Here is a 13,284-nt window from a genome sequence, read left to right as displayed (position 1 = left end):
ATGACCGGGACGGATGAAGCGCCGGCCGGTCATGCGGTTGCAGGACAGACAAGGCGCATGAGGGCTCGGACAGACAATATCAGCGGCCGCGTGGCGGCGGGGCCGGGAGCCGCTAGGCGATATCACCGTGTCGGAGCGCCTGGATGGGCGCTCCGGGGACAGGCTCAGGCGACGTCGCTGAAGACCCGGTCGAGCGCGCCTTCGAGCTTGTCGAACATCTCCTGCATCTGCGCGTCGGTCATGATGAAGGGCGGGCAGAGGACGACCGACTGGCCAAGCGGGCGACAGATCAGGCCCGCGTCGGTGCAGGCATTGGCGATGCGCTCGCTGACCGAGAGGTGACCGGGGAAGGGACGCTTCTCCGCCTTGTCGGCCACGGCCTCCAGCGCGCCCATCAGCCCGCGGCCGCGCCATTCGCCGATGTGCGGGTGCTCGGCCAGCCGGGCGAGGCCTGCCTCGAAGGCCGGGATGAGGTGGCGGACGTTGTCGATGAGCGGCGGCTCACCGTCGGCGCCGTCGAGAATGACCTCGATCGCCTTGAGCGCCACGGCGCAGCCCACGGGGTGGCCCGAGGCTGTGAAGCCGTGCGGGAACTCCTCGATCGCCTCCGAGGCGCGGTGCAGGCGGTCGGCCATTTCGGGGCCGAGGATCACCGCGCCCATGGGGAAATAGCCGGCGGTCAGGTTCTTCGACGAGATGATGGCGTCGGGCGTGAAGCCGTAGCCCTCGCAGCCCCAGCGCGCGCCGGTCCGGCCGAAGCCGCAGATGACCTCGTCCGAGACCACGGCGATGTCGTGCGCCCGCAGGATCGGCAGGATCGCGTCGAAGTAGCCCTCGGGCGGGACGATGCAGCCGCCCGCGCCCATGACGGGCTCGGCGACGAAGGCGGCGATGGTCTCGGCCCCCTCGCGGGCGATGACCTCCTCGAGCTCCTGGGCGAGCCGCGCGACGTAGTCCGCCTCGCTCTCGCCCGGGCGTCCCTCGCGCCAGTAGTGCGGGCAGGAGAGGTGGACGAAGCCGGGCAGCGGCAGGCCGAAGACGGAGTTGTAGGGCTTGCCGGTCATCGAGGCGGAGGCGACGGTGACGCCGTGGTAGCCGTTGATCCGGGTGAGGATCTTGCGGCGCTCGGGACGGCCTTCCTGCGCGTTGAGGAACCAGAGCATCTTGACGAGCGTGTCGTTCGCCTCCGACCCGGAGTTGGTGTAGAAGACCCGCCCGCTCTCGTAGGGCGAGACCTCGATGAGCTTCTCGGAGAGCTCCACGGTCCTGTCCGACATGCGCCCGAAGAAGGCATGGTAGCCGGGCAGGCGCTCGTACTGCTCCTGCGCGGCGCGGGTCAGGCCCGGATGATCGAAGCCCGCCACCATGTTCCAGAGGCCCGAATTCGCGTCGAGGTAGTCGCGCCCGTGGACGTCGGTGACATAGGGACCGTGCCCGCCGGAGACCACGACCGTCCCGCGTTCGGCGACGGTGGGCAGGTCGGTGAACCCGTAGAAGGAGCTGGCGGCAGCGCGCGACTCCCAGGAATTGGCGGTCTCGTTCGGCATTGGGCACCTCGTTTTCGCGGAGCCTATGGCGGGCGCGAGGAGGCTTCAATCGCCCATCGGCGCGTTGCGGCGCGGGGCCGATCCGCCTAGCCTTCCCGCGCGGGGGAGTGGCCTTCGCGACGGGGGCAGACGGATGGCGCAGCGGCAGGGCCGGATCACCTTGTGGGAGCTCGAGGTCTTCGTCGCGACGGCGGAGGAGGCCTCGCTCTCTGCCGCTGCGCGCCGGCTCGACACCTCGGCCGCGACCGTCTCGCAGCAGCTCACCAACCTGGAGCGGGATCTCGGGGCGGTTCTGCTCAATCGGGCCGAGCGGCCGGTCACGCTGACGCCGCAGGGAGAGACGTTCCTGCGGCGCGCGAACGCGATCCTCGGAGAGGCCGACCAGGCACGGGCGGAACTCGGCGGCGACGCACCCCTCAGCCGGCTGCGGCTCGGCATGATCGAGGACTTCGACGCCGAGGTGACGCCGCGCCTGCTGTCGGACATGGCCGAGGCCCTGAGCAGTACGCGCTTCCTGCTGGAGACCGGCGCGTCGCATCGGCTCTACGACCAGCTGGAGGCGCGGGCGCTCGACGTGATCGTGGCGACGGAGATGGGCCCCGAGGCGGAGTGGCACGAGGTGCATCCGCTGCTCGACGAGCCCTTCGTCATCGCGGCGCCGAAGGGCTTTGCCGAGGGACGCCCCTCGCTGCGCCTGCTGAGGGAGCTGCCGCACATCCAGTACACGACCCGGCATCACCTGGGCCGGACGCTGGCGGCGCACCTGGCCCGGCAGAACCTGACATTCTCCCAGCGGTTCGAGCTCGACAGCTACCACGCGATCCTGGCGATGGTGGCGCGCGGGGCGGGATGGACGATCCTGACGCCGCTCGGCTGGAACCACGCGCATCGCTTCCGTCAGAGCGTGGAGATCCTGCCTCTGCCGGGACGCCCGCTGTCGCGCCGCATCACGCTCACGGCGCGGCGCGGAATGCTGGGAGACCGCCCGGCCGAGATGGCGGGGCGGCTGCGATCACTGATGAGTGAGCTGGTGGTCGAGCCGATGGTGCGGGAAACGCCGTGGCTCTCGGACACGCTGGTGCTGCCCTAGGCGCTCCGGCGCGTCACTCGGCGGCGGTCTTGGCCTGAAGGGGCGTCACGTTGTCCGCGGGACGGCCAACCATGAGGCCCAGGTCGGGCAGGCAGCGGTCCAGTTGCTCCTGCAGTTGTTCGAGCTGGGAGGCGACGATGCTCTCCTCGACCTCGACCTGCTGGCGCCACTTGCGGATCTCGGTGCAGGCGTGGAGCGCCTCGACGATCCGGGCCTGCTGGGTCTCGGCCTCTTCCTGGCGCTGGGCGAGGAATTCCTTGGCGCGGCGCACCTTGTCGTCGGAATAGACCTCGGCCAGTTCGCGGGACTGCTGGCTCATCTGCGCCGCGACTTCCATGACCTGCGGCTCCAGCTGCTGCAGGTCGGGGTGGTCGCGGAGGAAGGAGATGCGCTCACGCACCTGGTCGAACTCGGAAGACATGGTGAAGACGCCGCGACGGTCGGCGTGGTGGCAGTAGTGATAGGCCCGGGCGACGTCCTCCATCGAGATGCGGAAGTCGCGGTGGCCACGCTCCAGCGCGAGGACGCGGCCGGAGGCGGGGAGGAAGAAGAGCAGCGAGACGATCAGCGCGGTGGCCGCGATCTGCAGCCACATGCCGGCATCGGCCATGACCACGTTCCCGACCTGCAGTTCGAGGGCCAGCCAGGGCGTGTATCCGAGCGCGGAGCCGATCGTGTAGGCCAGTGCCGCGAGACCTGCGAAGAGAATCATCAGGACAGCGACGAGATGCGCGAGGCGTAGTGCCAGGCCGATCATTCCGCGCAGCATGCCTTTTCCCCTCATTCCAAGTCTGGGCAGGCATCGGCTGAAAGCTGCCGATGTGCATGGTTAATGCTCCATCATACATCGGAGTTCCCATTCAGTGGGCGCTTTTCCGCTTACGTCGGGTAAATTTTTCGTTTGAAGCTTGCGATTCCGGGGACAGTCCTCGGTCAGGACCAGAGACTGTATCCCCAGAGGCCCAGAAGACCGGCCAGCAGAAGGCCGTGCAGAACGTCAAGCGCCCACCACCGGCGTCCCGGCAGCACGGCCGACAGGATGAGGGCAGCGGAGGCCACGAGGTTCATCGCCAGCCCGCCGCCGAGGTTGCGCCAGAAGCTGGCGGCGGCCACGAGCGGGCCCTGCCAGGCGCCGACGACCTCCGGCAGGTAGCGGGCGGCGAGGCCCAGCAGGCAGAGGACGAGCGCGGCGATGGCGGCCCAGCGGGCGCCGCCGCTCGCCACGAAGCTGCGGATCAGCGCCAGCGGCAGCAGGCACAGCAGATAGATGCCCTGCTTGGCGGCGATGAAGGCCAGGATCACGGGGTCTGGCTGAAGAAATCCGTCCATCGTCTGTCCGCCGTTGCTCGGGTCTTAACCGTCCTACCCGTCGGAGCCGCGCTTGCCCAGCCCGCGCCCGGTCAGCGCAGCGTCTCGATGGGACCTTCGGCGCGGCCCTGCACGAACTGGTCGAGGTAGGGATCGCCCGCGCTGTCGATCTCGGAGACCGGCCCCGTCCAGCGGATCTTGCCGCCGTGGAGCATCGCGACCCGGTCGGCGATGGAGCGGACCGAGGTCATGTCGTGGGTGATCGTCACCGCCGTCACGCCCAGCTCGGTCACGATCTCGCGGATCAGCTCGTTGATGACGCCGGCCATGATCGGGTCGAGGCCGGTGGTGGGCTCGTCGAAGAAGATGATCTCGGGGTCGGCGGCGATGGCGCGGGCGAGGCCCACGCGCTTCTGCATGCCGCCCGAGAGCTCTGCCGGGTAGCGGTCGGCGACCTCGGGGCCGAGGCCCACGCGCCGCAGCTTCTCGATGGCGATGTCGCGCGCCTCGCGGCGGGGCCGGGCCTTCTCGCCCCGCAGCAGGCGAAAGCCGACGTTCTGCCAGACGGGCAGCGAGTCGAAGAGCGCCGCGCCCTGGAAGAGCATGCCGAAGCGGGCGAGGAACGGGTCGCGCGAGACGCGGGTCACGTCCTGGCCGTCGACCTCGATGGTGCCGGCATCCGGGGTGACCAGCCCGAGGATGCACTTCAGCACGACCGATTTGCCGGTTCCCGATCCGCCGATGACCACGCAGCTTTCGCCGCGCCCGACCTCGAGGTCGACGCCGCGCAGAACATGGTTCTCGCCGAAGGATTTCTGGACGCCGGAGAGACGGATCATGCCGAGAAGAAGACCTCCGTCAGGATGAAGTTCGCCGCGAGGATCAGCACCGAGGCCGCGACCACCGCGCTCTTGGTGGCGCGGCCCACGCCCTGGGCGCCGCGCGAGGACCGCATGCCGAAGTAGCAGCCCGCGAGGGCGGCCAGCAGCCCGAAGGCCGCGCCCTTGGCGAGCGAACTCACGATGTCGAGCGTCTCGAGGAAATCGACCGTATTCTTGAGGTAGCCCGCCGGGTTGAAGCCTAGCCGCCAGGTGCCGACCACGTAGCCGCCGAAGATGCCGATCACGTCACCCACGGCGACCAGCACCGGCACCGTGAGCATCGCGGCCAGCACGCGGGGGAGGGTGAGATACTTCATCGGGTGGGTGGAGAGCGTGACGAGGGCGTCGATCTGTTCGGTCACCTTCATCGTCGCGATCTCGGCGGCGATGGAGGAGGTGACCCGGGCGGCGATCATCAGGCCAACGAGCACGGGGCCGAGCTCGCGCACCATGCCGACGGCAACGATCTGGGGCACCAGCTCTTCCGCAGAGAAGCGTGCGCCGCCGGCGTAGATCTGCAGCGCCAGCGCGCCGCCGGTGAAGAGCGCGGTGAGGCCGACGACGGGCAGGGACTGCCAGCCGACCGCCAGCACGGCTTGGCCGAATTCGCGCGGGTAAAACGGCGGGCGCACGAGATGGCTGAGCACTTCAAGGGTGAAGATCAGCATCCGCCCGATCTCCGCGACGAGCGAAAGCGTCAGGCGACCCAGTCCCGCGACGGCTCGGAGCATGATCAGAGCCCGCTGTAGGCGCGGCCGTAGCGGGCGCCGAGCTGGGTGAGGATCTCGTAGCCGATCGTGCCGGTCAGGTCGGCGAGCGTGTCCACGCCCTGCCGGTCGTTCAGCAGCGACAGGACCTCCGGGTCGCCGTCGCAGTCCGAGACATCGACCGTCAGCAGGTCCATCGAGACCCGTCCGCGGAGCGGGCAGGGGGTGTCGCCGTGCCAGAGCGTTGCGATGTTGGACAGGTGCCGGGTGATCCCGTCGGCATAGCCGGCCGAAACCGTGGCGATCCGCGTCGGCCGGTCGGCGGTCCAGGTGTTGCCGTAGCCCACCGTCTCGCCCGGTTGGACGGTGCGGCATTGGATCACCGGCAGATCCAGGTGAACCACGGGCTTCGCGTCGGCGAAGGGCATCCCGCCGTAGAGCCCGATTCCGGGCCGTGTCATCTCGAAGTGATACTCCGGCTTCATGAGCACGCCGCCGGTCGCGGCCAGGCAGCGGGGCACGCCCGTCCCGTCGGCCATCTTGCGGAATTGCTGAAGCTGGTAGGCGTTCATCGGGTGGTCGGCATCGTCCGCGCAGGCCAGGTGGCTCATCAGCAGCACCGGCTGCTGGGTCAGCGCGATCTCGGCCACCGCCTCCCAGTCGGCGGGCTCCATGCCCAGGCGGTTCATTCCCGAATCAAGCTGGATGCCGAAGGGGTGCCCCGGCAGCCGCTCGAAGTGCCGCAGAACCTGGTCGAGGGAGTTGAGCATCGGCACGAGGCCGTGCGCGTCGAGCAACTCGGTGTCGCCCTCCATGTGCCCGGAAAAGACGCAGATGTCCGCGTCGGGGCCGACGGCGGCCCGCAGGGCATGGCCCTCTTCGGCGACAGCGATGAAAAAGCGTTTGGCCCCGGCCTGTTGAAGGGTCCGTGCGACGGGGCCGATGCCCAGCCCGTAGCCGTCCGCCTTGACCACGGCCGCGGTTTCGCAGCCGGTCATCGCGTCGAGCGCGGTCCAGTTCGCCGCCAGCGCGGCCAGGTCGATGGTCAGGCGTCCGGTGCCCATGAGCGCCTTTTGACAGGCCCCGCGTCCGCGTCAAGGCGCGGATCCTTGCCGGTGCGTTAGGACTCCGGGAACTATTTGTCCCGAGGCTGGCCCTTTGTGGTAGCGTGACACGCGCGCCGGGTCTGCTCGCCGGCGCTCTGTCACCATCTCTGGGAGGAGAGACCGTGACCGACCGTCAGACTGCTGCCAATCAGTACAGACGCCAGCCCCTTAGGCTCATGTTGATCGAGGACCGGACGATCAGTGCGATCGACATCGAGACGAAGATCGAGGATCTCGGTCACTGCGTCGTCGACGTCGCCAGCCACATGTCGCAGGCCGAGGACCGGCTGGCCCGTTCCTCGGGCCGGATCGACGGGGTGGTGCTCAATCCCCGCCTCGTGGGGCGGAGCGCCAGTTCGCTCGCCCGTTCGCTTGCGCGCCGGGGGGTGCCCTACGTCCTGCTCACGGATCTGCCAGAGGACGAGACACGCCGGGAGGGATTCCGCGGCCCGCGGGTCGCTCCTTTCGCGCCGCGAGAGGCCGTGCGCACCGCACTCGACGATCTCGGCCGGAGGTGTCCGCGCAGGTCGATGCTCCCGCAGGCGCGGCCCGAGCTCGCCTGACCCGGCGCCGTGCCGTGGGAGCGAGAGGGGAGGACGTGACGGTCTGCGCGCGCGCCGTGCCGTTCGTTTTCGTGTATACTGGCGGTCGACATGGCCTGTCGGACCGCATTTCGCGCCTTCTGTCTTGCCGCGCTTATGGGCGTCTCCGCCACAGGGGGACCCGCGCGGGAGGTCCGGTGCGGGCCGCTCACCCTCGCGCTCTGGCGCGTGGAGGGGCAGCCGAGCCAGTACGCCGACTTCTGCGAACGGGAGCCCGCGGCCTGCGCCCTGTCCGGCAGCCCGGTCCTCGACTGGGACAGCGCGCATTCGGCGCTCGAGCGCGTGAACCGAGAGGTCAATGACGAGATCACCCTTGTTCCCGACGAACCGGGGGAGACGAGCGAGGAATGCTGGCAGTTTCCAGTGAACGGGATGGGCGATTGCGAGGATTTCGCCCTGGAGAAGCGCCGCCGGCTCGTGGCGGAGGGCCTTCCCTCGGCGGCGCTCACGATGGCGATCGTGCACCACGAGGTGCAGGTCTTTCCGCACGCGGTCCTTCTGGCCGAGACCACGCGGGGAACCTGGGTGCTCGATAACCTGTCGGACGACATCCTCTGCTGGGACGCGGTTCCCTACCGCTACGAGCGTCGCGAGCGCCCCGACGGGATGTGGGTGCGCTACGCGATACGCTGAGACCTGCCCTGCAGGCCGTTCAGACTCGGGAGATTGAGGTAGGATCCAGCTCAATCCCGACGATGCGGAGAAAATGTTTCGCCAACTATGTCCGAGTTTAATGCAAGCTCTTGGGATGTGTCGTAAGCTGTACCCGTGCTGCTTGTAATTCATTCCCTGTTAACCCTTCTATCGTCGCGGGACCTGCTTCGCGACCGCGCGTGGTAACATCATGACAATCCACGAGAAAAAGCTTCGTCTGCTCGTCGTCGAGGATGAGACTATCATCTCGATTGATCTGGAAGCCACCGCCGAGGAGTTCGGTCATACCGTCGTGGACGTGGCGAGCCACGTGGACCGCGCCATCGACCGGATCGAGATGCACGAGAACGACATCGACTGCGTGATGTTGGATATCAATCTGGCCGGCCGCAGCGCGCGTCCCGTCGCCGAAAGGCTCGAGGCGCGGGGGATTCCCTACGTCGTCATCTCGGGCGTCGAGGAGAAGGAGGTCCGGCGCCAGGGGTACCGGGGTCCGTTCATCTCCAAACCCGCCGACAACCGCCAGATCGGCGCGGCCCTGCAAGAGGCCGCCCGGACCGCCGAGAGCCTGCGCGAACTGCGCTGAGGCTCAGTTGGCCGAGGCTTCCTCCGCGACGGGCGTCGTGAGCCCGAACTCCGCCATTTCCTCGGCGGTCAGCAGGTAGATCTCGTTGGGCGGCGTGAGCAGCGCGGGCTCCATCAGCATCGGGTCGACGCCCATCTCGTCGAGATAAGCCATGACGAGCCCCTGGCCGCGCTGGATGTCCTCGACGGCGAGGAAGGCGGGCAGGGCGGTGTTCTGCCCGAAGAAGTGCTGGTGGACCCCGACCATCGCCCCCTCTTCGACCTGCCGGACCGTCCCAGAGGCAAGCACGTAGGGGCAGGCCGAGAGGCAGATGTCGGCCTCCGTCATCCGGGTCTCCGCGCCGAGGTCGCGCAGGGTGCGGCCAATGCCCAGAGCGTCCCGAACCGAGCCGCCGGAAGAATTGAGGAAGACGAGCTCTGGCGGCGTCTCGAGGGTCTCGAGGTGCTCCGTCAGCCGGTCGGAGTCCTCCGCCGCGATCATCCCGGTCAGGATAAGGGTCGGCCGACCCTCCCAGGTCGCGGTCTCGAACATGAGCCGCGAGGGCATGTCCTGCTGGATCGGGACGGGCCGCGTCCCGGGCCGCCCCTCGCGCGGAGACAGCTCCTCGGGCCGGTAGCGCCGGGTCTGATCGCCGGGTCGCAGCGGCTCGGTCAGGGCCGGCGCCTCGGTCCTGTCGAGAATGCCGGGCAGGACCCGCAGCATGTCCGAGGCGATGAGCACCCCCGCGAGACCGACCTGGATCAGGAGGATGGCCTTGAGCATCCGCCTGGTATCGCGGGGGGACCGCTCCTCTTCCGGGGTCTCCGTCGTGTCGGTCATTCGGCGGGCCGGTTGGTCTCGACGGCGGAGAGCGGACGTCTCGGCTCCTCCGCGGGCCTGTCGGACGCGGGCGTCTCCGCCGCGGGCCTTTCGGTCGCTGGCGCCGCACGGTCCATTCCCTCGACCTCGCGCAGCACCCGCACGGCAGAGCGCAGCTCCGCGAGGGACATCGAGTCGGCGGTATCGGCCGGACCGCGGGCCGTCCGGATCGCGGACTGGGTGATCGCCACGATCAGGACGAGCACGGCCGGAAGCAGGTCGATGGAAATCGCCCCGGCCCAGGACGGCACGAAGTTCCCGGCATAGAGGATCACCGCGTCGGCGGTGGAGATCGGCGTGTAGGTCGTGTCGGGCGGCTGGGGCATGGCGATGACCGCCTCTGCCGCCTGCCGCAGCGTTTCGGCCCGTTGGCCCAGCACCGTCAGCACGCTGTCGATGGTGGCCGACTGTCCCTCGCGCGTCTCGGCGTCCGAGCCGTCAAGTTCGGGCAGGACCACGGAGGCGGACAGATCGTTGGCCGCGCGCCGCACCAGCGGCGCGACCGAGAGCTGCCGCAGCCGCGTGATGACGTTGGCGAGCTGCACCGCCTCCTCGGAGAAGGTGACCGAGCGCGGCTCGACCGGGCCCGGCTCGACGGTCAGCGCCCGCATCCGGCTCAGGATGGCGTTGCCGCGCTCGAATTCCTGGGCGACGAGGGGATCGTAGCTCTCGATCTGTTCCTCGAGGGCCGAGAGCTCGTCGGATTTCTGTTGCAGCAGCCTGAACACCGCGCCCTCGCCGGCGAAGCCGGAGAGCTGGCCGGTCGCCTCCTGCTCGGAGAGATCCTCGAAGCTCTGTCGGACCCTGGCCACGTCGCGCTCCAGCCCCTGCGCCGAGACAGCCGCGGCGTTCGCCTGCTCCAGCGAGCGCTGGTAGGTCTGCACGGTGGTCGCCATGTGCTGTTCGACCGCCGCCGCCCCCGCGAGAGCCGCCGCGTTCAGCCACGAGGACATGGCGATGATCGCGAGCGAGCCCAGCAGCATCGCGAAGAAGAGCCCGACCCGGGCGGCCATGGTCCGCACCGCCGGCAGAAGCCGCATGAGGTAGGACCAGAAGACGAAGATGCCGACGGAGACCGCGACCGAGTAGGACATGGCGGCGAAGAAGCTGAGCGCCCCGTTGTCGTCCAGCAGCGACGAGACGCCGAGATAGGTGTAGATGCCCGAGGCCACGGCCAGAACGCCGAGCGCCGCCCCCGTGAAGCTGTCGAGCCAGCTCAGGTGGCCTTCGAGTTCGCGCGCGTGGCGGATGCCGTGCGCCTCCTGCCGGCTCGGATGGCTGTCGTCGCTCATGGGGTCCCGCCAAGGTTCTGCATTCGGGCCACGATAGAGGCCGCGACGCCGCGAAGGCCAGTCACTTGTCGGCTATGTCGGGAAGGGAACGGCCCGGAGCCCGCGCTGACATCTCCAACGTTGGTACTCGCTACGCGTGCAGGTTGGACCCCGGACCAGCGTTGCCTGCCGGTCTCCGAAGTTTCCGGAAACGTAAGGCAGGTCGCTGAGCCGTATATGGTCGATTGACCCCGCGTTGTGAACAGCAAGATTGCCGGACAGCTGTCCGATAAGGCCCACTTATTGCGTCGCGGAGATTTAGAACCCCTCGTTGCCCGGCTGTTGTTGCCAGGGCTTCACCAAATTGCCGAAGCGGGTGAAGCGGCCCTCGAAGGACAGGTCGACCGAGCCGATGGGGCCGTGACGCTGCTTGCCGATGATGACCTCCGCCTTTCCGTGCAGGCGCTCCATCTCGTCCTGCCAGGTCGCCATCTTCTCCATCTCGTGGTCGCCCGGCTTTTCGCGCTCCTTGTAGTACTCCTCGCGGAACACGAACATCACGACGTCGGCGTCCTGCTCGATCGAGCCCGATTCCCGCAGGTCGCTCAGCTGTGGCCGCTTGTCATCGCGCGACTCGACCTGGCGGGAGAGCTGCGAGAGGGCGACGACGGGGATGTCGAGCTCTTTCGCGATGGCCTTGAGGCCCTGCGAGATCTCCGAGATCTCGTTCACGCGGTTGTCGTTCCGCCCCGTGCCCTTGATGAGCTGCAGGTAGTCGACGAAGAGCGCGTCGAGCCCGTAGGTCCGCTTGAGCCGCCGCGCCCGCGCGGCGAGCTGGGAGATCGGCAGGGCGGGCGTGTCGTCGATGTAGAGCGGGCAGGCCTCCAGCGCCTTCGCGGCCTCCACGAAGCGGCGGAACTCGGCCTCGGTCATGTCGCCGCGCCGGATCTGCTCCGAGGGGACCTCGGAGGCCTCGGAGAGGATCCGCGCCGCGAGCTGCTCGGCCGACATCTCCAGGCTGTAGAAGCCGACGATGCCGCCGTTCACCGTGCCCTCGGTCCCGTCGGGCAGGGTGCCCTTGCGGTAGGCCTTGGCGATGTTGAAGGCGATGTTCGTGGCGAGCGAGGTCTTCCCCATCGAGGGGCGCCCGGCGAGGATCAGAAGGTCGGACCGGTGCAGGCCGCCCAGCTTGCGGTCGAGGTCTGTCAGGCCGGTGGAGACGCCCGCGAGGCCCCCGTCCCTCTGGTACGCGGCATTGGCGACGTTCACCGCGTCGGTCACGGCCTTGAGGAAGGACTGGAAGCCCGACTCGGCCTGGCCCTGCTCGGCGAGCTTGTAGAGCGCCTGCTCGGCCTCGACGATCTGCTCCTTGGGTCCGTCCTGCACCTCGACGCGTCCCGCCCGGTCGGCGATGTCGTGACCGAGCGAGATGAGCTGCCGCCGGATCGCGAGATCGTAGATCATCTGCGCATAGTCGCGGACGGCGTAGGAGCTCACCGCGTGGCCCGCCAGCCGCACGAGATAGGCGGGGCCGCCGAGCTCCTTGAGCCCCTCGTGGTCCTCCAGGAAGGACTTGAGCGTCACCGGGGAGGCGAGGGCGTTCTTGGTGATCCGCGCGGCGGCGGTCTCGTAGATCGCGGCATGCACCGGGTCGAAGAAATGCTCGGGCCCGATGATCGAGGCCACCCGGTCGAAGATGTCGTTGTTGGTGAGGATCGCGCCCAGCAGCTGCTGCTCGGCCTCGATGGAGTGGGGCAGCGTGCCGCCCTCGTCTTCCTGCTTGATCTCCGCCGGCGGAGTCCCTGCGCGTAACGCCGCGATGTCGTTCATGCCTGCCCCGTGATGTCCGTCTGTCCCGTGCCGGATCGTTTAGCCGAGCGCGGACCCTCGGCGCAAATTGTATAAAGCTGTGGACGATCTCGGCGGCTCAGATGTTGCGATGCTGCTGCCGTGACGGGCAGCATCTGGGAGTGGCTGAGCGAAATGCCGCCGCGTTAGGCAGGTGGCTGCCAGTCCTTCGGCGCGCGGAGGTAGTCTTCGACCGCGTCAAGTGTCGCGGAATCGAAGGCACCGCGGGTCCGCGCCTCGGCCAGCACGTCCCACCAGGTGCAGAGGTGGATGAGTCGCACGCCGTGGTCGGCCAGCCGCTCGGTCGTCTCGGGATAGATGTCGTAGTAGAAGATCACCGCCGTCGCGGCGCAGGTGGCCCCGGTCTCGCGGATCGCGTCGACGAAGGAGAGCTTGGAGCCGCCGTCGGTAGTCAGATCCTCCACCAGCAGCACGCGCTGCCCCTCGGCCATCTGTCCCTCGATCCGCGCGTTCTTGCCGTAGCCCTTGGGCTTCTTGCGGACATAGGTCATCGGCAGCCCCAGCCGCTCGGCCACGAGGGCGCCGAAGGGTATGCCCGCCGTCTCGCCGCCGGCCACGTTGTCGAAGGCCTCGAAGCCCGCCTCGCGCATGATCGAGACGGCGAGGAAATCCATGAGCGTCGCGCGGACTCTCGGAAAGGAGATGATCCGGCGGCAGTCCACGTAGGTCGGCGCGCGGTTGCCGCTGGCATGGGTAAAGGGCTCGGCGGCGCTGAACTGCACGGCACCGATTTCGAGCAGCATCCCCGCGGTCAGCCGCGCGATCTCGTCCTTTGCCGGGAACCCCGTGGGGATCATGCGCCTCT

The 13,284-nt window shown here is 68.6% G+C and carries 14 protein-coding genes; 4 read left to right on the top strand and 10 right to left on the bottom strand.

The window, feature by feature from the left end; genetic code table 11:
* Positions 1 to 164: 164 nt before the first annotated feature.
* A complete protein-coding gene (locus F3S47_RS17030) occupies positions 165 to 1,547 on the bottom strand; it encodes an aminotransferase (RefSeq protein WP_150446515.1) in 1,383 nt (460 codons plus the stop codon).
* 133 nt (positions 1,548 to 1,680) lie between these two features.
* Here F3S47_RS17030 and F3S47_RS17025 point away from each other — a divergent pair, with 133 nt between their 5' ends.
* Complete coding sequence (locus F3S47_RS17025) at positions 1,681 to 2,637, top strand: LysR family transcriptional regulator (RefSeq protein WP_150446514.1); 957 nt, start codon at positions 1,681 to 1,683, stop codon at positions 2,635 to 2,637.
* A 13-nt stretch (positions 2,638 to 2,650) separates the two neighbouring features.
* Here F3S47_RS17025 and F3S47_RS17020 read toward each other — a convergent pair whose 3' ends face one another.
* The 5 genes from F3S47_RS17020 to alr all read right to left on the bottom strand — a co-directional run bounded on the left by F3S47_RS17020 (position 2,651) and on the right by alr (position 6,597).
* Positions 2,651 to 3,406: a DNA repair protein gene (locus tag F3S47_RS17020; protein WP_150446513.1), complete on the bottom strand. Its 756-nt coding sequence runs from the start codon at positions 3,404 to 3,406 to the stop codon at positions 2,651 to 2,653.
* Between the two features lie 164 nt (positions 3,407 to 3,570).
* Complete coding sequence (locus F3S47_RS17015) at positions 3,571 to 3,966, bottom strand: hypothetical protein (RefSeq protein ID WP_150446512.1); 396 nt, start codon at positions 3,964 to 3,966, stop codon at positions 3,571 to 3,573.
* 71 nt (positions 3,967 to 4,037) lie between these two features.
* On the bottom strand, positions 4,038 to 4,784 hold the full coding sequence (locus F3S47_RS17010) for an ABC transporter ATP-binding protein (protein ID WP_150446511.1): 747 nt from the start codon (positions 4,782 to 4,784) through the stop codon (positions 4,038 to 4,040).
* On the bottom strand, positions 4,781 to 5,557 hold the full coding sequence (locus F3S47_RS17005; RefSeq protein WP_150446510.1) for an MlaE family ABC transporter permease: 777 nt from the start codon (positions 5,555 to 5,557) through the stop codon (positions 4,781 to 4,783). Before F3S47_RS17005 ends, F3S47_RS17010 begins: the two co-directional genes overlap by 4 nt.
* A 2-nt stretch (positions 5,558 to 5,559) precedes the next feature.
* The gene (alr, locus tag F3S47_RS17000) at positions 5,560 to 6,597 is read right to left on the bottom strand and encodes an alanine racemase (RefSeq protein WP_150446509.1); all 1,038 of its coding nucleotides are present in this window, start codon (positions 6,595 to 6,597) and stop codon (positions 5,560 to 5,562) included.
* 164 nt (positions 6,598 to 6,761) lie between these two features.
* Here alr and F3S47_RS16995 point away from each other — a divergent pair, with 164 nt between their 5' ends.
* The 3 genes from F3S47_RS16995 to F3S47_RS16985 all read left to right on the top strand — a co-directional run bounded on the left by F3S47_RS16995 (position 6,762) and on the right by F3S47_RS16985 (position 8,481).
* Complete coding sequence (locus F3S47_RS16995) at positions 6,762 to 7,202, top strand: response regulator (RefSeq protein WP_150446508.1); 441 nt, start codon at positions 6,762 to 6,764, stop codon at positions 7,200 to 7,202.
* Positions 7,203 to 7,292: 90 nt separating this feature from the next.
* Positions 7,293 to 7,874: a transglutaminase-like cysteine peptidase gene (locus F3S47_RS16990; protein WP_150446507.1), complete on the top strand. Its 582-nt coding sequence runs from the start codon at positions 7,293 to 7,295 to the stop codon at positions 7,872 to 7,874.
* Between the two features lie 211 nt (positions 7,875 to 8,085).
* A complete protein-coding gene (locus F3S47_RS16985) occupies positions 8,086 to 8,481 on the top strand; it encodes a response regulator (RefSeq protein WP_150446506.1) in 396 nt (131 codons plus the stop codon).
* A gap of 3 nt (positions 8,482 to 8,484) precedes the next feature.
* On the opposite strand, the gene F3S47_RS16980 is transcribed toward F3S47_RS16985, so the two are convergent.
* From F3S47_RS16980 to F3S47_RS16965, 4 genes are all read right to left on the bottom strand, one after another.
* The gene (locus F3S47_RS16980; protein WP_150446505.1) at positions 8,485 to 9,300 is read right to left on the bottom strand and encodes a COG3904 family protein; all 816 of its coding nucleotides are present in this window, start codon (positions 9,298 to 9,300) and stop codon (positions 8,485 to 8,487) included.
* Complete coding sequence (locus F3S47_RS16975) at positions 9,297 to 10,631, bottom strand: hypothetical protein (protein WP_150446504.1); 1,335 nt, start codon at positions 10,629 to 10,631, stop codon at positions 9,297 to 9,299. The genes F3S47_RS16980 and F3S47_RS16975 overlap by 4 nt, the downstream gene beginning before the upstream one ends.
* A gap of 297 nt (positions 10,632 to 10,928) precedes the next feature.
* Entirely contained in the window at positions 10,929 to 12,440 is a 1,512-nt protein-coding gene (locus F3S47_RS16970; RefSeq protein WP_150446503.1) for a replicative DNA helicase, read from the bottom strand.
* Positions 12,441 to 12,604: 164 nt separating this feature from the next.
* On the bottom strand, positions 12,605 to 13,276 hold the full coding sequence (locus tag F3S47_RS16965) for an orotate phosphoribosyltransferase (RefSeq protein WP_150446502.1): 672 nt from the start codon (positions 13,274 to 13,276) through the stop codon (positions 12,605 to 12,607).
* Between the last annotated feature and the right edge of the window lie 8 nt (positions 13,277 to 13,284).

Origin of the sequence: Histidinibacterium aquaticum, from assembly GCF_008710275.1 — a bacterium.
Taxonomy (GTDB): domain Bacteria; phylum Pseudomonadota; class Alphaproteobacteria; order Rhodobacterales; family Rhodobacteraceae; genus Oceanicola; species Oceanicola aquaticus.
This window is presented reverse-complemented; position numbering and strand designations above follow the sequence as displayed.